Consider the following 21,664-nt stretch of genomic DNA (forward strand, 5'->3'; position numbering starts at 1 on the left):
CGCACACCAGAGCATGCGAACGGGCAGGTGCCCAGATGCTTGCGCGGTGGATGTCAGTTTCGGAGCAGGCGCGAGCGGCGCCATCCCGGGTGTAGGGTTCGCGCCATGCGCACCCTTGTCGCCAGCCTGCTGCTCTGGGGGCTCGTCGGCTGCACCGCCGCGAACACGAACACGCCCGTGTCCACGGAAGCGGCGCACGCCGGAGCTCCCCTGCCGTTCATCGAGGATGACTACGCCCGAGCCCTCGCGGAAGCGAAGGCGAAGGGGGTTCCCCTCTTCGTCGACGTCTGGGCGCCGTGGTGCCACACCTGTCGCTCCATGAAGGCGTACGTCCTGTCGGACAAGTCGCTGGCGCGCCACGCCGACCGCTTCGTCTGGCTGGAGGTGAACACCGACCTGACCCAGAACGCGGCGTTCCAGGAGAAGTTCCCCATCGAGTTCTGGCCCACGCTGTACGTCATCGACCCGCGCGCGGAGAAGCCGCTCCTGCGCTTCGCGGGCAGCGCCACCGTGTCGCAGCTGGAGAAGCTCTTCGAGGACGGCGAGCGCGCCTACAAGGGCGGCGTCACCGGCGCGGAGGCGCTGCTGGCGCGCGGTGACGCGCTCCATGCCGAGGGCCGCTCCGCCGAAGCGATAGAGACCCTGACGGAGGCCCTGGCCGAGGCGCCCGCCGACTGGTCCCGCCGGGGGCGCGCCCTGGAGTCGCTCATGACGGCCATGTACGGCGCGATGCAGGTGGAGCCGTGCGCGAAGAAGGCGCTCGAACTGCTTCCGGGCACGCCCCGCTCGCTGTCGTGGGCCAACGCCGCGATGTTCGGCCTGATGTGCGCGGTGTCCATGCCCGAGGACGCGGCCGGGGTGAAGGAGCTGCGAAGCGCGCTGGAGGCCAAGGTGGTGGACGCCATGGGGGCTCCCGTCATCGAGATGTCCGGTGATGACCGCTCGGGGCTGTACGAGGCGCGCCTCATGGCGCGCGAGGTGGCCAAGGACGAGGCCGGCAAGAAGGTCCTCGCCGAGGAGTGGCTGGCCTTCCTGGAGGCCGAGGCCGCCAAGGCCCCCAACCCCGAGGCCCGCGCCGTCTTCGACGCGCACCGCATGGGCGCGGCCATGAAGCTGGGCACGCCCGAGCGCGCCATCCCCGCGCTGGAGCAGAGCGAGAAGGACCTGCCCCAGGACTACAACCCGCCCGCGCGCCTGGCCACGCTGTACCGGACCGTGGGACGGCTGGACGACGCGCTCGCCGCGAGTGACCGCGCGCTGGCCCGGGTGCAGGGCTCGCGTCGGCTCAGCGTGATGTCCGGCCGGGTCGACATCCTCATCGCGCGCAAGGACAGCGCCTCCGCGGTGAAGACGCTGGAGGAGGCCCTCGCCTTCGCCAAGACGCTGCCCGCCGTGCAGACGTCGCCGCGCATGGTGAAGAACCTGGAGAAGAAGCTCGCCGGTCTCCAGGCCGAGGCCCAGCCCGCGCCCAAGTAGCCCGCGGGGCTCAGCGCGCCGTCGTCCGAGCGGCGGCGGCGCGCGTGTCCAGGTCGAACAGCTCGTAGGACTCGACGGGGCAGTGGCTCATGCCTCCGTCGACGAAGACCAGCGCCGCCTGGGTGTCTCGCGGTGGCGGCGGCGCGCCGTGGGCGCAGTCCACCCGGGTCCCGTCCGTCACCAGGTTTCGCACCACGCCGTCGCGCGGCGTCAGGTTCGTGACGCCCATCAGCTCCAGCACCCGCTTGTCGCGCGTGTGGCCCACCACCTGGGTGAGCCCCCTGGGCAGTCGCCTCGGGTCGAAGCGCCGGCGCGGCGTCTGTCGGGTGCGCTCGGCGTCGTCGGGCTTCAGGCTGGGGCGCTGGTAGAAGATGCCCGTGCCCTCGCCCCGCGCGGCGTCGCCCGGCTGGTGCAGGTGGGGCACCTCCAGCGGTCCGCCCTTCCACCGCGCCACCGCGTCATCCACCGCGCCGTTGAGCGCGCGCGCCACCGCGTCCGCGTCCGCGTGCTGCTCGGGGGCGAGCCCCACCAGGTCCAGGTCCTCCCGCGTCACGCCCGCGTGGAGCACGACGAGCCCGGGGCCCGCGGCGTGGGCGGTCCGGAAGCGCCGCGCGCGCAGGAGGAACTCCACCCACGTGCGCTGCGGCTCACGGAAGTTGCCGAAGTCGCGCGCCACCAGCTCCGCGGTGGGCACCTGGGGCCAGCGCTTCAAGAAGGCCTGCTCACCCGCCTCGTCCGTGTGGCCCTTCTGGTAGACGCGGTCCGCCTCCGCCTGCGCGGTGGCGAAGCTCGCCGCGTCGAAGCCCGCGAGCTCGCCCACGCGGCCCAGGTCATGATTGCCGAGCAGCAGGGTGACCTGGTCCGCCGGGTGCGCGGAGAGCCACGCCACCAGGGCCAGCGCGCTGTCCGCGGCGCGCTGACGCTCCTCGGGCGGACCCCAGTCGAAGTGGTCCCCCACGGAGACGAGCTGGACGTCGGGCAGGAGCCAGCCCTCCGCGCTCAACAGCCCGTGGTGGTCGAGGATGCCCAGCACCTTGTCGAAGTCCGCCTGCGGGTCCCCCATCACGAGGCGGCGACGCCGGGGGACGCCCTCGGGCGGGGCGGAGAAGGGGCCCGAGTCCAGCGCGTGTCGGGCGCGGGCGCGGGCGGCCTGGAGTCGGAGGGCTGCGGAGTCGTTCACTCCGCCCATTGTAGACGCGCGGGCCCCGCGGGCGCGCGCGTCATCAGGACGTCTGGAAGAAGCGCGCGATGAGGGCCGAGCGGCTCTCCACGTGGGCCTTGGCGAGCAGGTGCGTGACGTGGACCTCGACGGTGCGCTCGGCGCAGCCCAGCCGGCCGGCGATGGACTTGTTCGTCTCGCCCTGGACGATGTGCGTGAGCACCTCCGACTCGCGCGCGGTGAGCGACCAGCGCGCGGCCAGGGCCTGCACCCGCGCCGCGGCGCTCGAGGCCGTGCCCGTGTCGATGGCCAGGTAGTGCGGAGGCAGCCCGGGAGTACGCAGCGGCGTGAGCGTCAGCGGGCCCGAACAGGGCACCCCCTGCGCGCCCCGGCGCAGCTGCTCCATCAGCTCCGGCTCTCCACGGTCCAACCACACGCGGCCCGCGCTGTTGGCGTGCACCACGCGGCCGCTGCGGCTGACCACCCAGGCGGCGCGCCCCAGGGCCTCCATCGCCACCTCCAGCGCCGTGGACATCAGCCCCGACTCGCGCAGCCGCGTCTCCATCGTCAACCGCCGCTGCAGCGCGGGCGTCAGCGCCTGGAGCACGCGCTGCTCGCGCTCGGTGAAGGGCTCCTCGCGCATCAATCCCATCCAGCCCAGCAGCGCGGGGCCCTCGCACACCAGCGTGCGCAAAAAGGCCATGCGCTCCATCCCGAGCTGGCGATACACCGCCCCGGAGCGCACGTTGACTCGGTCCCTCTGCGCCTCCAGCTCCGCCTCGCTCAATCCCAGACGCCGCCCCACCTCATACGCGGGCAGGTCATGCAAGGGCATCTGCCGCGCCTCGGACTCCTGGAGCGAGCGGAAGTGCAGCGCCCGGTTGCGCTGGGCGGGCGCGGGACGTGCGGGGTCGTACCAGCCCCAAAGACTCTCCCGGTCCGACAGGAAGGTCTCCAGCGCGTCGAAGACCGCCTCCGTCGGCTGCGGGAAACCCGAGCTGTGGGAGTAGCTGACGTGGTAGCGGTCAGGTCCCACATCCACGCCGTAGGCCACCGCGCGCTCCGCCTTGAGCGTGTCGCGCAATGCCTCCAGGACCATGGGCAGGGACTCAGACCCCGGCTCCGCCTCGACGAGCAGGGCCTCCAGGTCCGCCAGGATACGCTGTTCCTCGGAATTCAAACGAATCAAGGTATCCTGAGTATACGATGCCAATGAGTGGCTCCCACTATCCCACCCGGACGTGGAAGTTGTGAGCTGTTGAGCATTGAGCTGCGACATGCCCTGGAGTCTGAGATGTCCGGGTGGAATCCGACATCAGGGGTTCCCCGGATGGTATTCCCATTGCGCTCGAAGAGACAATGAGGGGCAGGCCCACCGGGGGGGAGGGCCTTTCGCGGTAGGTTTCATGTGAGCGCGCGCCGGGGTCGAAAGTCGATGCCCGGCGCGTTGCCCTTGAACCCCGCACCTCCCCGCCGCGTAGCGCCCGACGCACCTCCTGGGATGCCCGCTTCGCGCCTGGGGCCTGTCCTGGCCTCCCAAGGCCGCGAAACATCATGTGTTCCAGGCTCGGCACGTCACTGGCTAATTGATTCATGGAAATGAATTCCTTCCGTGAAATTGCACGGTGTCTCGTCATGCTTTCACGTCGAACGAATGCTCATTCACCAGGGAGGGTGTCTGGAATGACGACCAGGAGCTCGGCGCGTGCGTTGGGAATGGCGGTGTTGTTGGCGGTGACGGGGTGCAGGACACCCGGGGCGATGGGCCATGGCGGGATGAGCGCGTCGGAGGGCTCGTCGGATGGCTCTGGTTCCGGCTCGGGCTCGGGGGACTCGTCGAACGGGTCCGGTGACTCGTCGAATGGTTCGGGCGATTCGTCGAACGGGTCTGGGGACTCGTCGAACGAGTCGGGGGACTCGAGCGAGCGGACCTCGCACAGCTCGGAGGAGGGCGGCTCCAGCGAGTCGCGCTCCAGCGACCGCAGCGAGACGGGGACGAGCGAATCGGAGAGCGGCGGGGAGGGGAAGGAGTCGCGCTCGGAGACGAGCAACAGTGACAACAAGGATGGGCGCGTGGTGTCGGCGACGACGGTGGCGGCCACGGTGATTGGGCTGGGCGTGGTCATCTGGCGCGTCGTGGCGGCGGCGGAGCGACGCAAGGGGCCTCCTCCCGAGGAGGTGGGGCGCGCGGCGCAGGTGTATCTGCAGTCGAGGACGCACCAGCTGCGCGAGGACCTGGCGCTGGGCGCGGGGCCCACGGTGGAGGACCTGGCGGCGGCGGCGAGCATCCGTCGGGAGAACCTGCCGACGTTCGGCCGGCTCCTGCGCGCGAACCGGCGGGAGCTGCTGGCGATGGCGGACACGCGGACGCTCACGGCCGAGCGCGCGCTGGCGTGGCTGGCGCGGGTGGGGGAGCTGGCGCGAACGGACCCGCGGCTCGATGAGGACCGACGCGCGTTCCTCGCGGTGCATGGGGAGGAGGTGGCCGCGGAGGTGGCGCGGTGAGCCGCGGCGTGGTGTGGCTCGTGGTGCTCCTCGCGCTGCCCGTGTGGGCGCGAGCGGCGGGGGTGGTGCGCGAGGGGGACTCGGAGCCGGGGGCCTCCCCGAACGAGGACTCGCTGGCGGCCCGTGTCCACGCCCTGTCCCGCGCGGGACTGGTGCTGCGAGACGCCGCGGCACGCGACGCCGTGCTCGTGCGTGAGGTGGAGCAGGGACTCCAGTCCCTGCCCCCCGCGATGAGGCGCTTCCCGGGCGGCCCGCTGGAGCTGGTGCTCCACGCCGAGTCCTCGCCGTTGGGCCTGGGAGACGGAACGCAGACTCGCCCCGACTGGTCCGAAGGCCACGCGCGCTTCCATCTCTACCGGTACGCACCGTCGAAGGACCGTCGCGCCACGCTGCGCCTCTCCCGGCTGACGGACGAGGACGCCGAGCGGCTGTGGCGACGTCGCGCGGTGGTGCACGCGGTGACGCAGCGGTGGGAGGACGTCTTCGCCTGGAGTCGAGAGACACGGTGGCGCCGGTTGTCCGGCTGGATGAAGCCCTTCGAGCGTCCCCTGGTCTGGAAGGAGCAAGCACGCCTGCACTACGCGGGCGCCTTCAGTCGCGAGCGAGGTCAGCACAGCGCGGCCCTGGACCTGGTGACGTTCGCCGAGGAGCTGTTCGTCCCGGTGGAGTCCCTGCGCGAGGACGCGCTGTCCGTGGACGAGCAGGTGCGCTGCCAGGAGTTCTCCAAGACGCGCGCGCTGACGGAGTTGCTGGAGTCCTCGGGCCTGGGCGCCTGGCCCGTGCGCGCACCCTGTCCCGCCTTCGATGCCTGGGCCGAGCGCGACCTGCTCTCCCACCTCGAGGTGCTCATGGTCGCCGCCACGGGACGACAGCCCGAGTCCCTCTTCGGACATCTCCTCCTGCGTCCGGTGTGGCGCGAGGGCGCCCAGGTGCGCGGCCCCTCCTTCGAGCGTGTGGTGCAGCTCGTGGCCCTCACGGGCATGGAGCCCAAGGGCCTGGGCTACGTGGTGAAGGGGATGACGGGGAGCTACGACACCGTCTTCCTCACCGGCACGCTGGGCGACCTCGCGCACGAGTCGCTCGAGCTCGAGCAGCGCACCATCCGCCGCTTCCGCCTGCGCCTGACGCACGGTGAGGAGACGCGGATGCTCGAGCGCATCTGGGAACTCGAGCGGCGCGGGTACATGGGCTACTACTTCTTCACCGACAACTGCGCGAGCGCGCTGCTCTTCCTGCTCAACGGCGTCCTGGAGAATGACCGTCAGGTGCGCCCGCCCGGACTCATGTGGGTCCTGCCCTCGGCGACGCTGGATGTGCTCGCGAGGCTGGAGGTGCTCGGCAAGGCAGGGCCCGCGGGCCCGCTGCTGGAGCTCATCCCGGACGCCTTCGAGTCCACGGGAGAGCGCGCCGCGCGAGCGGACAAGACGCGCCGCGAGGCCCTGGAGTCGCTCTCCGGACACGTGGACGCGCGACCCTTGTCACGCCTCCTGTCCCTCCACGCGCAACTGCAATCCCGCGAGCCCGAGGTCCGAGGCGAAGCCTACGCCGCGCTGCCGAGAGTCGTGACGGCGGTGCTCGACACCGCGAGCCCCTCCGCGCGCGCCACCGTGCGCCAGACGCTCCACGCCTACGTGGCCCACGCGGTGCGGGTCGAGCGCGCGGCGGTGGACCGCATGGACGGCGAGCGGCTGCGAATCGAACGTCAGCGATTGCTGGCCCTGAAGACGCCCGTGGCCGGCTCGGCCGAGGCGGGGATTCGCGAGCGCCAGCGGGTCTTCGAGCGAGAGGACGCGCTCCAGCGCAAGCTCGCGGTGCTGGACCGCACGGCGCTGCTCCAGCAGGCCCTGGCCACCGCGCCCCGTCGGCCACCGACGCCCGAGGAGCTGAAGGTCCTGGTCCGCGCCGAGCGCACCGAGGCCACCTTCATCCTCGCCACCGACGCACAGGGCGCACTCAACGACGGCGTGTTCGCGGACGTGGACGCGGTCGCCTTCCTCGGTGAGGACCGTCGCCGCAAGGTGGCGGACGAGACGCGCTGGGCGGCCTCGGCGCTGCGCGAGTCGGGCGCGGCGCGCACGGTGGTGAGCGTGGGCGTTGGCTTCCCCGACACGGGCGCCGTGCGTCCCCTGGTCAGCGTGCGCACCGCGGGCCTCGCGGAGGCGCTGGGCGATGCGCGCCAGCACGGCTTCCAGGCGAGCAGCGAACTGCGCGTCCTCGACGGCGAGCTCTCGCTGGAGCCGCGCTGGGGACCGCCGCGCGTGGTGTCCACGGACATGACGCTGGTGGGCTACCGCACCTTGCAACGAGAGCCGCTCGCGCTGCATGGCTCCGCGTGGGACTCGCTGGGCTGGGGCGCGGAGGCGCGCGTCGCCACGGACACGGCGCGCGCGGAGCCCTACCGCGCCACCGTGCAGGCGGAGGCGCTGGTGGTCATCGACGAGGCCGCTCGCTTCTCGCGCTTCACGGCGGTGGGCGTGGGCGGGCTCGCGAGGATGCACTGGAGCCAGACCTCCCTCGCGCCCGCGGCGGGGCCTCGCTTCTCGCTGACCCACCGCACGGGGCTGCCGGGCTCCGGCGCCAACGCGGTGCGCCTGGAGGCCGCCTACGCACCCACCTGGCGCCTGGGCGACGCGCGCCTCACGCACGAGGCGGGCGCATGGCTCCAGGTGGAGCTGTGGCTGGGGCGCGCGGGGCCCTTCGGCGTGCTGCTCACTCCTCGCGCGCAGGCCCGGTGGGAGGGCTCACTCGCTCCACCGTCACGTCGGGATTCACCCGCACCGTCGACGTGGTGGTCCGGTATGTCGGACCGTCGGCTGCTAGTCGGGTTGGAGCTGCGCTGAGGTCCTCGGTGAACAGGGGGCGGCTGGCCGCGCCCGTCACGGCGCCGATGAACGTGCCGATGACATGCAGCGCTATCCAGCCTCCGAAGCCCAGCCCGGAGAAGATGCGCAGCGAGTTGTTGCCGGCGAAGAACGACAGCCCCGCGAGGATGGCGGGCACGGCGATGGAGCTCACCACCGCCGCGGCCAGCGCGCGCTTCAAGGTGCGCGCATGGAAGCCGCCGAACACGCCGCCGATGAGCCCGTTGAAGAGCGGCACGAAGAAGACGACGAGGCTGGTGAGGACCATCGTCACCACGCTCACGTCGAAGCGGTTGTGCTTGAGGTGGATGCCATCGGGCTTCATCCCGATGCCCGGCGGCAGCTCCGCGTAGGAGAACTCCCGGTGTACGTCGTGCACATAGGGCGGAGGCGAGGTGTCCTTGTCGGTGCGGACCATCTCCATGGGGTACGAGCCTTTCGCGGCGGGCGCGGTGCACCCGGCTCCCGTTCAGGTGGGGCTGGCGGCGGGCATCGGGAAGGGCCGCTGACTCCACCGGAGGGCGGGCCGGCTGGGTGGCCCCAGGCTCCTTCCGGGGAACAAACCCGGGAAAACCGCTTCCGTGCCCCGAGGGGCGGACGTGGTGGGGCTTGGCGGCCCGCCGTCTGCGGCTATGCTGCCGCGCCCGGTAGTCCCCTCACGTCCGTACGGAATTCCCATGAGCCTTCGTCGAGCCCTGCTGACCGTCGTCCTCTCCTCCACCGCCCTCCTGTCCGCCTGTGCCCTGCGCCCGACCTACCGGGAGCTGGTGGCGCCGAACGCCGCCGAAGTCACCGCGGGCCAGACGGTGGCGCTGCGCGTGGTGGACGGCGCTGGCAAGCCCGTGCAGGGCGCCAAGGTGCGCGCGGGCGAGCGTCGCACGCGCATGAACCTGGTCAGCGACGCGGACGGCCTGGTGACGCTGGAGACGAACGCCGACCTGCTGAAGGAGAACCCGCTGGTGGAGGTGGTGCTCCCCAAGGGCGTGTCGCAGTACCGCCTGCAGCTCGTTCCCTCGGGTCAGTCCCCCGCGGAGCTCGCGCCCCAGGCCCCCGCCGCCCCGGAGCAGGCGCCCGGCACCGAGGCCCCGGAGGCCCAGCCGACGACGCCCGCCTCGCCGGAGACCGCGCCCCAGGCTCCCGCCACGCCGGCGACCCCCGGCACCTGAGCCGGGAGTCGTGAGCCCCCTTCGCGCGAGGCTCAGCCGAGCTTCGCGCGGAGGAAGTCCACCGTCCGGGTCCACGCCCGCCGTGCATTGTCCGGCGAGTAGACCTCCGGACGGGTGTCGTTGAAGAAGGCGTGGTTCGCGTCGTAGCGGTGGAGCTCCGCCGGCACGTTCGCCTTCTTCAGCTTCGCCTCCAGCGCGTCCACCCGGTCCGGCGTGCACCAGTCATCCTGCGTCGCGAAGTGCCCGAGGATGGGCGCGCGGATGCGGGTGACGTCCACGCTGTCCGGCGGAATCCCGTAGAAGGGCACCACGGCGTCGAGCCCCGCGTCGTTCGCTCCCGCCAGCAGCGTCAGCGCGCCGCCCATGCAGAAGCCCAGGACGGCGACCTTCGTGCCGGCGCCGCCACGCTGGCGCAGCGCCTCCGTGGCGTCCTTGAGGGCCTGGCTGGCCTTGCCCCAGTCCATCTGGGACAGGAGCTTGTCGGCCTCCTGCGCGTCCTTCGTCGTGCGGCCGCCGTACAAATCGGCGGCGAAGACGGTGAAGCCCTCCTTCGCGAGCCGGTCGGCGATGCCTCGGATGTGCTCGTTGAGGCCCCACCACTCGTGGACGAGGACCACCGCGCCCTTCGCTGGAGTGGCTTCACTCAGATAGCCCGCCAGTTCCTGGCCCTGCTTGCCGGTCAGCCTTGCCTGCCCTGCCATGCGTGCACCCCTTGAGTGATGGACGAGGCGGCGTAGCTTAGTCTCACGGGTGCGAGGTGCCCGGGTCCGAAGTGGACTGTGTCGGAGGTCGGAATGTCGAAGGCGTTCACGAAGGAGGACTCGGGCGGGGACGAGGTGCTGGTGCCGCCGCGGCCGAAGTCCTCCTCGGGCGACAAGCGCTACATCACGCCGGAGGGCTATCGCGCCCTGCAGGAGGAGTTGGCGGCCACGCAGGGGCCGGACTCCGGGGCCGAGGGGCTGACGCCGCTGGAGGCGGGAGTCCGGCGCCAGGAGCGCGAGCGCCGCGCGCGCCACCTCGCCGCCACGCTGGAGGAGGTGCGCGTGGTGGAGCCGGAGGCGGCGCGGGAGGGCCATGTCTTCTTCGGCGCGTGGGTGGAGCTGGAGGACGAGGACGGCGAGCGCACGCGCTATCGCATCGTCGGCCTGGACGAAGCGGACGTGAAGTCGGGCCGGCTCAGCGTGGAGTCTCCGCTGGCGCGGGCACTGCTCGGCAAGGAGGTGGGAGATGCCGTGGTGGTGGAGCGGCCTCGCGGGGCAGTGGAGTACACCGTGGTGTCCGTGGAGTACGCGCCACATTGAGGCGCGGCGTCAGCGCTTCGTCGCGATGACGGTGGCCAGGGGCGAGAAGGGCTCGGGGAGGATGCCGTCGCGGACCTCGACGCTGAAGCCCTGCGCCTCCAGCAGCGCGCGGGCGCGAGGCACCAGGAACGTCAGGTAGTACATGACGAAGGGCGGCTTCCACAGGGCGTTGCGCACGCGCATGGCGGCGTTGAAGCTCCGGGCCACCCAGTAACCGGGGCGCAGCTTCGACGGTGGATGGCCGGTGACGAAGAGGAACCGCCCCCCGGGACGCAGGGCCTGGTGGATGCGCTGAATCAGCCGGGGCTCATCGGCTTCGAGGATGTGGCCGAAGGCGCCGAAGCACGTGGCCACGTCGAACGCGGCGTCGAAGGTCATCTCCAGCGCGTCACCCCGGATGAACTCGAGGGCGGCGGTGCCCGGTGCGCCGGAGAGCCTGCGGTCCGCTTCCTCGAGCATGCCCTGGCTCACGTCGATGCCGGTGACCCGCTCGCGGGCCAGCGGGCGCAGGTGGCGCATGGCGGCGCCGGTTCCACAGCACACGTCCAGCGCGGTGCCGACGGAGCCCGAGGGGCCCAGGGCTTCGATGGCGGCGCGGAGCACGGGGTCCGGTGTGCGGAAGGGCGTGTAGTCGAACTTGGGGGCGAGCAGGTCGTAGCCTTGCTCGACGGAGGAGAGGGCCTGCTCGGCCAGCTCGAGGAGGGTGGGCCCCTGACGGTGGAACATGGTGCCCGAGGATGTAGCGCACCCGGGGCCCGGTCAGGGCGGGTTCTCGGCGGAGATGTGCACCATGAACGCTCGGGGTAGGCTGGGCGGATGCGCCGTGTCGCCGTCGTCGCCTTCCTGGCGCTCCTCTTCGTCGACTGTCGGGATGAGCGATTGGTGCCGTCGCTCCCGCCGGGCTTCCACGTCGATACGTACGCGCAGCGCTCGGCGTCGGCGGTGGATGTGTTGTGGGTGGTGGATGATTCGGCCTCCATGGCGCCTCGCCAGGAGTCGCTCGCGCGCAACTTCCAGGCGTTCATCTCGCTCTTTCGCGAAGGGCGCATCGACTACCGCATGGGCGTGGCGACCACGGACACCTTCGCGCGTCCCGGGGAGCTGGTGGGCACGCCGCGGGTTCTGCGTCCGGACACGCCGGGGCTGGAGCAGGCCTTCGCGGACAGCGTGCGAGTGGGGACGGGAGGGAGCGCGTACGAGACGGGGCTGGAGGCCGCGCGTCAGGTGCTGGAGCGGCTGGCGCGCGAGAACGCGCCGGTGCTGGAGGCGCGAGCGGCCTGCGTGTCGAGCTGCGCCACGGATGCGTGTCGGGAGGCGTGTCGCGCGACACATGCGGTGGAGTTCCTGCGTCCGGACGCGTGGCTGTATCTGGCGTTCGTGACGGACGAGGACGACCGCTCGCCGCACGACGTGCGCATGTACTGGCGGGAGTTCTCGCGAGCCAAGGGGCTGGGCAATGACGGGACGGTGGTGGCGTCGGCCATCATCGGGGATGTGCCCTCGAATGGCTGTGGCGCGGAGCCGGGGGCGCGGTACGCGGAGCTCGTGTCCTGGATGGGCGGAGCGCTGGGGAGCATCTGCGACGAGGACTTCGCCGAGACGCTGCGCACGCTGGCGACGAGCGCGGTGGGGCTGAGGCGCTCGTTCGCGCTCGCGCGTGTGCCTCGGAAGGACTCGCTGAGGGTCCGTGTTCGCCACGCCTGTGGGACGCCGGAGTCCTCTCTGAGGGCCTGTGTGTCGGTGGACCGCGCGGCTTGCGAGGGGCGGTTGGCGGATGCGCTCGAGGTGGTGTGCGTCCCCGAGGCGGGAGGCGAGCACGGGTGGGTGTACCAACCCGAGCGTGGGACGGTGTTCTTCGCGGGGGACTCGGTGCCGGGGCTGGGGTCGCGGGTGGAGCTGGAGTACGTGGAGGAGGGGTCGTGAGGCGCGGGTGGCTCGTGTGCTGGCTGTTGGTGGCGGCCTGTGGGAGGGACGCGCCGCCGTCCTCGGTGGTGCCGCGCTGGGTGGCGCCCGCGTCCACACTGGATTTCGGTGCCGTGCCCGCGCTGAACGAACGCAAGGTGTCCCTGCCGTTGGTGAACGTGGGACGCGCGTCGCTGCGAGTGGTGAGCGCGGTGGTGAAGGAGGACGGCAGCCCGTTCCGAATCATCTCCGTTCCCGAGGAGGTGCCCGCGCAGGCAGAGACCCCACTGGTGCTGGCCTTCGTGCCGCCGCGTGAGTCGAGCTACACGGCGACGCTGGTGCTGCGCACGGACGACCCCATTCAAGAGGACGTCGAGGTGTCGCTGCGAGGAGAGGGGCGCACGGCCGCGGCGCTGGAGCTGGAGCCCGCGTTGCTCGACTTCGGGCGGGTCGCCGAGGGACATGTCGTGGTGCGGCCGGTGAGGCTTCGCTCGCGAGGGAGCGCGCCGCTCGTGCTGGAGTCACTGACGCTCGAATCGCCTGCGTCTCCTGTGTTCCAGCTCGTGGGCTCCACGCGGACGCCCGCGGTGCTGGACCTCGCGAGTGAGGTCGAGGTGTCGGTGCAATACGGGGTGCCGTCCGGTGTCGCCGCCGAGGACGTGAGTGGAGCCCTGGTGCTGCGGACCACGGACCCGGACCAGCGCGAGGCGCGAATGCAGCTGCGAGGCAGCGTGAATCTCGCGCCGGTGCCCGTGGTGAGCGCTCCGGGCGAGAGCGTGCCGGGAGGCGAAGTGGTGCTGGAGGGCACGGCCTCGATGGACCCGGATGGAGACGGTCCGCTCACGTACGCCTGGGAGCTGGTCTCGCTGCCCGTGGGCGCGCGTGCGCAGGTGTTGTCCCCAGGGGCGTCCAGCAGCGTGTTGCGCTTGGACCCGGTGGTGTCGGGTGAGTACGAGGTGGCGCTCACGGTGACGGATGCGGCGGGCGCGCGCAGCCTGCAACCCACGCGTGCGCGAGTCGTGGCGGTTCCCGCCCAACAACTGTGGGTGGGCGTGACGTGGAACCACGCGGAGACGGACCTGGACCTGCACGTGCTGCGAGGCGTGGACGCGGTGCTGGGGTCCGTCGATGACTGTCACTACGCGAACCCGCGTCCCGACTGGGGCGCACCCGGATTCGCTGAGGACCCGGAGCTGTTGAGGGATCGGCTGACGGGCTTCGGTCCGGAGGTCTTCGGCTACGAGCGCCCCGTGTCAGGCCCGTACCGGGTCGCGGTGGTGCTCTCGCGCGAGAACGGCGCCGTGGACCCGCGCAGTGAGGCCACGGTGCGGGTGTATGACCGGGGAGTGCTGAAGGGCGAGTTCCGTCGCACCCTGTCGCGCCAGGGCGAGGTGTGGACGGTGGCGGACGTGCAGTGGCCCTCGGGTGTCGTCACGGAGGCGCCGTGAGGACGGGGTGGTGGCTGTTGGGGCTGTGCTGGCTCTTCGCCTGTTCCTCCACGGAGAAGATGCCACCGGAGCCGGATGTGGACCCCGGCCCGAAGACCTGTGCACGGCGCGAGGACTGTGATGGAGGGCAGGTCTGCACGCTCGCCGAAGTGTGTGGCGCCTGTGAGTCGAGCGGTCAGTGTCGGCTCCGTGAGCGCTGCGAGGCCGGAGCCTGTGTCGCGCGCGAGGGCTGGGGCGAGGCGTGCGTGGCGCACGCGGACTGCGGCTTGGGACAGTGGTGTCGCCAGGGACTGTGCCGGGCGAGGGCCGACGTGGTGCTGTGCCCGATGGGCACACGTGAGGAATGTCCGACAGGTGAGCGGTGCAACGCGGGCACGCTCGTGTGCGAGGAGGACCTCGGGTGCATCGAGGACTCGGACTGCGGCGCTGAGGGGCGCTGCAATCCGGGCCTGCATGCCTGTGTGCCACGCTGCACCGAGGCCACCGCGTCGGCGGTCTGCGCGGAAGGGGAGCACTGCTCAAACGAGCGCTGTGTGCGGTGCGAGGAGGACTCGGACTGCGCGGTGGGCTTCACCTGTGACGCCGCGGGCCGCTGCACGGTGACGCCGAGGTGCTACTCGGACCGAGACTGCACGGTGCCCCACGTGTGTCACCTGGCGAGTGGGCAGTGCCTGCCGAGCCTGCCGCCCTGCTCCTCGGACGACGACTGTGAGTCAGACCGACGCTGTGACCTCGGAAGCAGGGCCTGCATCCCCAGGAGCTGCCAGCCGGACGTGCTGGAGCCCAATGACACCGTGGCCACGGCCCATCCCGTGAGCGCGAGTCGCCATGTGCGGCTCACCCTGTGCCCAGGTGACGTGGACCACTATTCGCTCACGTTGGAGCGGGGTGACCAGCTCGGTGTGAATGTGGAGGCGGAGGTGTTCGCGGAGCCGGTGTTCTCCTCGTCCCTCCAGGATGCGAGTGGAAGGGTGCTGGCGACGGGGCGCTTCCGGTTGTCGCATGTCGTCGCGGAGCGAGGCCTGTACACGGTTCGCATCGCCTCCCGGGACGCGGTGCCGAGAGCCTACGACGTGGGCTTCTTCCTCTCGCGGGGAACACCTTGCGACGATGACGACCACGAGCCGAACGACACGGTCGAGACGGCCACGGCGTTGCCGGAGGACCTGAGGCTGGACGGGATGCTCTGTCCCGGGGATGCGGACCACCTGCGGTTCTCGGTGCCGCCCTCACGTGGCGCACGGGTGTCACTGTCGGGCTACACGGCGGACCGCGGGCTGCTGCGCCTGTGTGTCCTGAAGGGTGGCACCGAGCTGGGGTGCTCAATCGACACGACGGGTGCCACGGTGGAGCTGCCCGCGTCGGCGGTGCAGGGCCAGTCGCTCACGGCCAGGGTCACTGGTGATGATGCGCGCACGACGAACGGCTACACGCTCCAGGTGGAGTGGCTCCCATGAGGACCACGTCATCGCGGGTGTTCATCCTCCTCGCCACGTTGCTCGCGGCATGTGGTGGCTCCCCACGCCCCTCAGGGATTCCGCCAGACGCAGGGAGTGTTCCTGATGCGGGAGCGCAAGACGCGGGGACCCACGCCGATGCGGGCGCACCGAGCGCGCCGGTGATTCAGTCCGCGCTGCCCGCGCGAGGTGGGCGGGGCGGCGGGACCTGGGTGACGCTGAAGGGCCGAGGCTTCGTCGAGGGCGTGGCCCGTACCGCACCCGAAGCAGCAGCGCGCACGACGCTGCGAGTCGGCTCGAATCCCGTCCGTGACTTCCAGCTCATCGACGACGCCACCCTCGACCTGCGCACGCCTCCTGGAGTGGCAGGCACAGTGGACCTCACGCTCCAGAACCCGAACGGCACGGCAGTCTGTGAGTCCTGCTTCACCTACGTCGAGAGCTTCGACGTCCGCGCGCTCTCGGAGGACACGGGGGCGCTCTCCGGAGGAGAGACCGTGTCGATGCTCGGCGAGGGCTTCCCTGAGGGGCCGGGGCTCCAGGTCCTCTTCGGTGACATGGCGAGTCCCTCGGTCACGCGAGTCTCCTCGTCGGAGCTCCGTGTCCTCGTCCCCAGGGGGCGCGTAGCTGGCTCCGTGGACGTGCGAGTCCAGGGCCACGGTGTCGGTGACGTGCTCCGACGCGCGTATCGCTACCTCGAGGACACGCGCGTCACCCAGGTCTCACCGCTCACGGGTCCAAGAGAGGGAGGCACTGTCACCGTCATCACGGGCCAGGGCTTCGAGGGAGCGACTCAAGTCCTCCTCGGAGACACACCCGCCACCGCGCTACGGGTGGAGTCCTCCACGCGAATCGTGGTGACCACTCCACCCGCACCGTCCATCGGAGTCGTGCCCATCCGCATCGTCACGCCGAGAGGCACCTGGACCGTGCGCCAGGGCTTCGCCTACGTGGACGACTCCCCGAGTGCACCGCTCGCCCTGCATGGAGTCTTCCCGAGAGTCGGAGCCCGGGACGATGGCACCGTGACGCTGATGGGGACCTCGCTCGATGCGCCCGACCTGTCCGTCACCTTCGATGCCGTCCAGGCGCAGCTCGTGAGTGCCACCGCGACGACCGCCACGGTCCGGGTCCCTCCCCGGGAGACGCTCCCGCGCACGGTCTCCGTGAGTGTCCAATCCGGCGCCATGAGCGCGAGCCTCACCCAGGGCTACACCTTCCGTCTCGCGCTCGACCAGGTGACGCCGGACCATGGGCCCGCGACAGGCGGAACCCAGGCTCGACTCACGGGAACCGCACTGCCTCCAGACGCCGTGGTGCACGTCGGCGCACTCTCCGCGCCACAAGTCACGGAGTCGAGCGAGACGGAGCTGCGCTTCCTCACACCACCAGGAGGCGCGGGGCCGCACTCGCTCCATGTCTCCTCCGCGAGCGACCCGGAGAACGAAGCGCTGCTTCCAGCGTCCTTCACCTACGAAGCCGCGCTCACCCTGTCCCAGGTCGAGCCCTCCCGTGGTGCCGTCGCTGGGGGCGCCCGGGTCACGGTAAGAGGCGCGGGCTTCGTCGACGGAACGTCCGTCACGTTCGGAGGAGAACCCGCCACCGACGTGCTCATCCACGACGCGCACACGCTGACCTGTCGCATCCCGGCCTCACGAATCCAGGGACCCGTGGAGGTCGCCGTCGTCCATGGCTCACAGCGCTCGGCGCTCCCCGAGTCCTTCCACTACTTCGACCCACGAGGCCCCGGAGGTCTCTCCGGCGAGCCCCTGATGGGCACGTTGAACGTCACGGTGCTCGACACGTCATCGGGGAGCTATGGCCAACCCGTCTCGGGAGCCACGGTGCTGCTGGGCCCGGACCCCACGCCCCTCCTCCATGGCGGCACGGACGCGCGAGGACAGCTCACGCTCTCGGACCCACGCATCGCGGGCGCGCAGGTCATCACGGTCTTCAAGCCGGGCCACGACGTGGTGACGGTGGCGGGCATCCGCTCGGAGAACCTGACGGTGTACCTGCGCCGTCTCGACCGTGAGGGCAACCCCGGCAATCCGCCCGTGCCCGCGACCGCGCGCGTCTCCGGCCGCGTGCGAGGCTTCAAGCCCCCGCGACCTCTTGGCGCCAATGAGGTGCTCGAGGCGCGAGTCTTCGTGGCCCAATCCAGCCCCGCGTCGGGTCCACCGTTCACGGGAACGGGCGACCGTCGCGCGGAGACCTGGCGAATCCGCGAGGACGGAGGCTCCTTCCTCGTCCTGGCCCAGCCCGGGCTGCGCGCCGTGTACGCGGTGCTGGGGGTGCTCAGGGACGGCGTGGACTTCGAGCCCTATCTGCTCGGCATCCGCCGAGGTGTCGCGGCCTCGGGGACGCGGGCGGCGGAGAACCAGGATGTCATCTTCGACATGCACCTGGATGTCACCGCACCGCTCACCGTGGAGGGCCCACTCGTCATCGCGGGAGGCGAGGGACGGCATCAGGTCTACGCCTGGTTGGACCTGGGCGCGGAGGGCCTCGTGCCCCATCCCCACAACTGGGGCACGGGCACGCGCCTCTACACGAGCATCGAAGGACCCGGACCGCGCCTCGCTTTCCCACAACTTCCCCACGTGGACGGCGCGAACCTGCTCTTCCTCGACCTGCTGCGAGGAGCCACCGCGTATCCCCAGAGCCTGCTGTACCACCGTCAGCCGGGAGCCCTGAACGGAGGCGTGACACTCGCGCCGATGTTGCCACTGCCTGTCTTCACCCAGCCGGGTGCTCGCTTCGAGGGCACGGTGTCTTGGACGCCCACGGCCTCCACCGCCACGCCCGAGGTGCAGTTGCTCACCCTGCTCGCGCCCGGAACGGAGGGCGGCGTCCGCTGGACGGCCGTGCTCCCGGGAGGGCAGACGCAGGTGACGCTCCCCGGACCCGCGCTCGCGGCACTCCGCGCAGAACTGCCCGAAGGCGCGCGACTGCGAGCCGACCTCTCCCTCGCGCGAGTCCCCCGCTTCGAGTACTCGCAATGGACCCATGACGCGTTGTCCACGGCGACCTGGACGGCGTATGTCCTCGGGCGCTCGGAGGTCTTCGACCCGTGATGCGCCGTTGGACGTGGCTCGCCGTGCCCCTGTTGCTCCTCCTCGCCGCGTGTCCGAGTGACTCCTCCGTGGACTCGGAGGGCTGTCGGGTGGACGCGGACTGTGGCTCGCCCACGGAGTGGTGCAACTCCGCGGGCTTCTGCCAGGACCGCGCTGGCTGCGAGTCGAACGCCGACTGCGCCGACGACTCCCTCTTCTGCGACACGAGCACCGGCACCTGTCTGACGCGAGGGCGCTGCGCCACGGATGTGCACTGCCCGTTGGGCGAAGTCTGCGACGTGTCGCGGACCACCTGTGTCACGGGCTGCCGCTCCTCCGGAGACTGTCCAGGCACCGCCTGTCGCTGCCAGGACGCGCCATGCCTCTGTGACGCCACCACGCCCGAGGGCCGCGCGGCCTGTGCGCTCGGTGTCTGCGACGCGGGCTTCTGCGCGGACGCGAGCGACTGTGCCTTCGGCGAGCGCTGCGGTGCCGCGACATGCTTCAGCGACTTCGACCCCGTGCGCCGTCCCTACTGCGCGAGCTGCACGTACGGCGGCGGCCTCCAGGTCTGCGGCCGTGGCGCCAACTTCTGTCTGCGGGAGACCGCGAGCCCCGGCACCGCCTTCTGCGGCGCGGACTGCTCGGAGGGACAGGGCTGTCCCCACGGCTACCAGTGCGCGGACGTGGTGGTCGTCGCCAGCCGTGCGCGCTGCCGCTCGGATGCGGAGTGCGCGCCCTCGCCGTCGCTGCCGTGCCGCGAGGATTCACACTGCGGACGCGGCGGTCAGTGCGTGAAGACCCAGGGCCAGGAAGTCGGCGCGTGCGCTGGGCGCTGCTCCATCGCGGAGGGCGACGTGGAGGGCTTCTGCACCTGCCAGCAGGACACCGACTGCGTGCAGGACGCGTGCAGCCAGGGCACGTGCACGGTGAGCCGTCGCGCGTGTGGCAGTGACGTCGACTGTCGCCCCATCCGCTGTGTGGACCACCAGGGCGCGGGGGGCTGCCTCGTGGGCCGCAACTGCGCGCCCGAGGAGGGCCTCACCTGTGCCGAGGTCGCTCCTCGCTGACGCCTCCGTGGAGTCCATGTCCTACATCGCCCCCCTATGTCCGGAGGGGGCGGAACTCCTGGTGTTTGAATGTTCCTGGGGGTGCCCCGTCAGAAGGTGCAACACGACGGAGGATGGACGACATGGCTTTCAAGACTGCTCTCGCGACCCTGGCTCTCGGCACCCTGTTCTTCGGTTCCTCGACGGCCCTCGCGGCCGACAGCAGCATGCGCGACTGGGCCACGCAGCAGGCCCGCCGCAACGATGACCGCCGCCACGACGACCGCCATGACGACCGCGGTCCCCGTCCCGACCGCTACGAGGCCCACGTCCACAACGGCCACTGCCACCACGCTCCGGCGCCGCGTCCGCCGCCGCGCTCGCAGGGCCGCTACGAGATGCAGACGGTGAGCCGCTGGGTCGAGGGTCGCTACGACCAGGTGTGGGTGCCGGAAGTCTGCCAGGAGCGCGGCAACCGCCGTCACCGCGTCACCCGCTGCACCGGTGGCTACTACGAGAACCAGTGGGTGCCGGGCCGTTACGTGCAGACCACGGAGTGGGTGTGGGTGTCCTACGACCGTGGCGGTGACTGGCGCTCCAACCGCGTGCACCCGGCCAGCTACGTCCGGTAGCACTCGCTGAAAGACCTCCAAGGGGACGAGGGGCGGTGCCGGGATACGGGGGTATCCGGCATCGCCCTTCGACTTTTCAGCGGGGCCTGTTAGTCAGTGCGCCGCATGGGGACGGCCTTCATCACCGGAGCAGGAATCCGCATCGGTCAGGCGGTGGCGAGGGCGCTGGCCCATGCCGGATATGACGTCGCGCTGCACGCGAACCGCTCGCTGGAGCCGCTGAGCTCGCTGGCGGACGAGCTGCGCGCCCTGGGCCGCCGGGTCACCGTGCACGCCGCTGACCTCAGCCGCCCCGAGGCGGTGGATGCCCTGGGCGCGAGCGTGCGCGAGGCCTGGCCCGCGCTCGATGTCGTCGTCCACAACGCGGGCCTCTACGAGCGTGTGCCCTTCGAGGACATCTCGCGCGAGCAGTACCGCACCATGCTCGGCGTCAACCTGGACGCGCCCTTCTTCCTCACGCAGGCGCTGTTGCCCTCGCTGCTCGCGGGGAAGGACCCCGTGGTGGTCCACATCTGCGACATCGCGGGCGAGCGGCCGGAGAGCCACTTCGCGCACTACTCGGTGAGCAAGGCGGGCCTGCTGATGTTGACGCGCGCGCTGGCGGTGGAGCTGGCCCCGCGCGTGCGGGTCAACGCCGTATCGCCCGGCGTGGCCGCCTTCCCGGAGAGCTTCGACGCCGTCGCGCGCGAGCAGATTCTGCGCCGCATCCCCATGGGGCGCGAGGGCAGCGTGGAGGACGTGGCGCGCGCCGTCGTCTTCCTCGCGAAGGACGCCCCCTACATCACCGGGCAGGTCATCGCCGTCGACGGGGGCAGGAGCGTGATGCTGTGAGCGCCGAGCTGGCCTTCCATCCTCCCGTGGTGCGCGACAGCCAGGGGCACTCGCTGGATGTCATCGAGCTGCGCGGCCTCACGGTGGACTGCATCGTGGGCGTGTACAACCGCGAGCGCGTGCTGGCCCAGCCGCTGCGGTTGGACGTGGCCCTGTTCCTGGACACGCGCAACGCCGCCACGGGCGGACGGCTCGCGCACACCGTCAACTACGGGCGACTGGCGGGCGAGCTGCGCTTCCTGTTGGAGGCGTGTCGGTTCGAGTTGCTGGAGTCCGCCGTGGAGGCGGTGAGCCGCTACCTGCTCGTGCCGCCCACCCAGGATGTGCCGCGCGCGCAGGTGCAGGCGGCCACGGTGCGAGTCATCAAGCCCCTGGCGCTCGGTGGGCTCGCGCTGCCATCGCTCCAGGTGCACCGCACGGCCGAGCAGATGAGCTACGCCTCCGAGGAGCGCTCCTTCGGCCGCCTGGACGTCATCCACGAGGGCGCGGGCTATGGCGTGCACCGTCTTCGCGTGAAGCCTGGTGGCAGTCTCCCGGCGAGCGAGGAGGCGGCGGTGGAGGCGAGCGACCTGGTGCTGGGGCCGGAGCTCCTGATGCGGGGCCACCCCGTGGCGCGAGGCATGGCGTTCCATGATGCCCCGTCCCTGGCGCGCCGTTACGACAACCCCTCGACGCAGGAGCAGACGGTGCTGCGGGTGTCTCGGCCCCGCGTCGTGACGTCCGAGGCGCCCCGGGTGCACGAGGCCCTCGTCGGGACTTCCTATTACCCTCTCGACGAGCCCGCGGCGCCGGGCCTGGCCGCCGACACGCTGCCCTGAGGA

Annotated in this window: 18 protein-coding genes; 13 read left to right on the plus strand and 5 right to left on the minus strand. The window is 71.3% G+C overall.

The window, feature by feature from the left end; all coding sequences use genetic code 11:
• Positions 1-105 precede the first annotated feature (105 nt).
• Positions 106-1,476, plus strand: a complete 1,371-nt coding sequence (locus OWM54_RS24930; protein WP_223749586.1) for a thioredoxin family protein — start codon at positions 106-108, stop codon at positions 1,474-1,476.
• 10 nt (positions 1,477-1,486) lie between these two features.
• On the opposite strand, the gene OWM54_RS24935 is transcribed toward OWM54_RS24930, so the two are convergent.
• The 3 genes from OWM54_RS24935 to OWM54_RS24945 form a co-directional block, all read right to left on the minus strand.
• Complete coding sequence (locus OWM54_RS24935; RefSeq protein WP_408888873.1) at positions 1,487-2,665, minus strand: metallophosphoesterase; 1,179 nt, start codon at positions 2,663-2,665, stop codon at positions 1,487-1,489.
• A gap of 34 nt (positions 2,666-2,699) precedes the next feature.
• Entirely contained in the window at positions 2,700-3,824 is a 1,125-nt protein-coding gene (locus OWM54_RS24940; protein WP_046716674.1) for a response regulator transcription factor, read from the minus strand.
• A gap of 469 nt (positions 3,825-4,293) precedes the next feature.
• Entirely contained in the window at positions 4,294-4,698 is a 405-nt protein-coding gene (locus tag OWM54_RS24945; protein WP_223749588.1) for a hypothetical protein, read from the minus strand.
• 10 nt (positions 4,699-4,708) lie between these two features.
• Between OWM54_RS24945 and OWM54_RS24950 the strand changes: the two genes are divergently transcribed.
• The 3 genes from OWM54_RS24950 (at position 4,709) to OWM54_RS24960 (ending at position 9,167) form a co-directional block, all read left to right on the plus strand.
• Positions 4,709-5,140, plus strand: coding sequence for a hypothetical protein (locus tag OWM54_RS24950; protein ID WP_223749589.1), 432 nt, complete (start codon positions 4,709-4,711; stop codon positions 5,138-5,140).
• A complete protein-coding gene (locus OWM54_RS24955) occupies positions 5,137-7,980 on the plus strand; it encodes a DUF4105 domain-containing protein (protein WP_267699110.1) in 2,844 nt (947 codons plus the stop codon). The genes OWM54_RS24950 and OWM54_RS24955 overlap by 4 nt, the downstream gene beginning before the upstream one ends.
• A gap of 698 nt (positions 7,981-8,678) precedes the next feature.
• Positions 8,679-9,167, plus strand: a complete 489-nt coding sequence (locus OWM54_RS24960; protein ID WP_223749591.1) for a hypothetical protein — start codon at positions 8,679-8,681, stop codon at positions 9,165-9,167.
• A 32-nt stretch (positions 9,168-9,199) separates the two neighbouring features.
• On the opposite strand, the gene OWM54_RS24965 is transcribed toward OWM54_RS24960, so the two are convergent.
• Positions 9,200-9,868 (minus strand): dienelactone hydrolase family protein, encoded by a 669-nt coding sequence (locus tag OWM54_RS24965; protein WP_223749592.1) that lies wholly within the window; start codon positions 9,866-9,868, stop codon positions 9,200-9,202.
• A 93-nt stretch (positions 9,869-9,961) separates the two neighbouring features.
• Between OWM54_RS24965 and OWM54_RS24970 the strand changes: the two genes are divergently transcribed.
• A complete protein-coding gene (locus OWM54_RS24970) occupies positions 9,962-10,468 on the plus strand; it encodes a GreA/GreB family elongation factor (protein WP_267699111.1) in 507 nt (168 codons plus the stop codon).
• Between the two features lie 9 nt (positions 10,469-10,477).
• Here the strand turns inward: OWM54_RS24970 and OWM54_RS24975 are convergent, their stop codons facing one another.
• A complete protein-coding gene (locus OWM54_RS24975) occupies positions 10,478-11,194 on the minus strand; it encodes a class I SAM-dependent methyltransferase (RefSeq protein ID WP_267699112.1) in 717 nt (238 codons plus the stop codon).
• 90 nt (positions 11,195-11,284) lie between these two features.
• On the opposite strand from OWM54_RS24975, the gene OWM54_RS24980 reads away from it, so the two are divergent.
• From OWM54_RS24980 to OWM54_RS25015, 8 genes are all read left to right on the plus strand, one after another.
• Complete coding sequence (locus OWM54_RS24980) at positions 11,285-12,391, plus strand: vWA domain-containing protein (RefSeq protein WP_267699113.1); 1,107 nt, start codon at positions 11,285-11,287, stop codon at positions 12,389-12,391.
• Entirely contained in the window at positions 12,388-13,818 is a 1,431-nt protein-coding gene (locus OWM54_RS24985) for a choice-of-anchor D domain-containing protein (RefSeq protein WP_267699114.1), read from the plus strand. Before OWM54_RS24980 ends, OWM54_RS24985 begins: the two co-directional genes overlap by 4 nt.
• On the plus strand, positions 13,815-15,275 hold the full coding sequence (locus OWM54_RS24990; RefSeq protein WP_267699115.1) for a DUF7107 domain-containing protein: 1,461 nt from the start codon (positions 13,815-13,817) through the stop codon (positions 15,273-15,275). Before OWM54_RS24985 ends, OWM54_RS24990 begins: the two co-directional genes overlap by 4 nt.
• Before the next feature lie 161 nt (positions 15,276-15,436).
• Positions 15,437-18,352 (plus strand): IPT/TIG domain-containing protein, encoded by a 2,916-nt coding sequence (locus OWM54_RS24995; protein ID WP_267699116.1) that lies wholly within the window; start codon positions 15,437-15,439, stop codon positions 18,350-18,352.
• The gene (locus tag OWM54_RS25000) at positions 18,349-19,401 is read left to right on the plus strand and encodes a hypothetical protein (RefSeq protein ID WP_267699117.1); all 1,053 of its coding nucleotides are present in this window, start codon (positions 18,349-18,351) and stop codon (positions 19,399-19,401) included. Before OWM54_RS24995 ends, OWM54_RS25000 begins: the two co-directional genes overlap by 4 nt.
• A 122-nt stretch (positions 19,402-19,523) precedes the next feature.
• Positions 19,524-20,012, plus strand: coding sequence for a hypothetical protein (locus OWM54_RS25005; RefSeq protein WP_223782848.1), 489 nt, complete (start codon positions 19,524-19,526; stop codon positions 20,010-20,012).
• A 105-nt stretch (positions 20,013-20,117) separates the two neighbouring features.
• Complete coding sequence (locus OWM54_RS25010; RefSeq protein WP_223749600.1) at positions 20,118-20,843, plus strand: SDR family NAD(P)-dependent oxidoreductase; 726 nt, start codon at positions 20,118-20,120, stop codon at positions 20,841-20,843.
• Positions 20,840-21,661 carry a dihydroneopterin aldolase gene (locus OWM54_RS25015; protein WP_267699118.1) on the plus strand — a complete coding sequence of 274 codons (822 nt, stop codon included), beginning with the start codon at positions 20,840-20,842 and terminating at the stop codon, positions 21,659-21,661. The genes OWM54_RS25010 and OWM54_RS25015 overlap by 4 nt, the downstream gene beginning before the upstream one ends.
• Positions 21,662-21,664 lie beyond the last annotated feature (3 nt).

The sequence above is a fragment of the Myxococcus sp. MISCRS1 genome, assembly GCF_026626605.1.
Taxonomy (GTDB): domain Bacteria; phylum Myxococcota; class Myxococcia; order Myxococcales; family Myxococcaceae; genus Myxococcus; species Myxococcus fulvus.

What these genes read in the sequence shown, in the direction of transcription:
- OWM54_RS24930 (WP_223749586.1), top strand. Translation starts at nt 106, where the DNA reads ATGCGCACCCTTGTCGCCAGCCTGCTGCTCTGGGGGCTCGTCGGCTGC.
- OWM54_RS24935 (WP_408888873.1), bottom strand. Translation starts at nt 2,665, where the DNA reads ATGGGCGGAGTGAACGACTCCGCAGCCCTCCGACTCCAGGCCGCCCGC.
- OWM54_RS24960 (WP_223749591.1), top strand. Translation starts at nt 8,679, where the DNA reads ATGAGCCTTCGTCGAGCCCTGCTGACCGTCGTCCTCTCCTCCACCGCC.
- OWM54_RS24965 (WP_223749592.1), bottom strand. Translation starts at nt 9,868, where the DNA reads ATGGCAGGGCAGGCAAGGCTGACCGGCAAGCAGGGCCAGGAACTGGCG.
- OWM54_RS24970 (WP_267699111.1), top strand. Translation starts at nt 9,962, where the DNA reads ATGTCGAAGGCGTTCACGAAGGAGGACTCGGGCGGGGACGAGGTGCTG.
- OWM54_RS24975 (WP_267699112.1), bottom strand. Translation starts at nt 11,194, where the DNA reads ATGTTCCACCGTCAGGGGCCCACCCTCCTCGAGCTGGCCGAGCAGGCC.
- OWM54_RS24980 (WP_267699113.1), top strand. Translation starts at nt 11,285, where the DNA reads ATGCGCCGTGTCGCCGTCGTCGCCTTCCTGGCGCTCCTCTTCGTCGAC.
- OWM54_RS25005 (WP_223782848.1), top strand. Translation starts at nt 19,524, where the DNA reads ATGGCTTTCAAGACTGCTCTCGCGACCCTGGCTCTCGGCACCCTGTTC.
- OWM54_RS25010 (WP_223749600.1), top strand. Translation starts at nt 20,118, where the DNA reads ATGGGGACGGCCTTCATCACCGGAGCAGGAATCCGCATCGGTCAGGCG.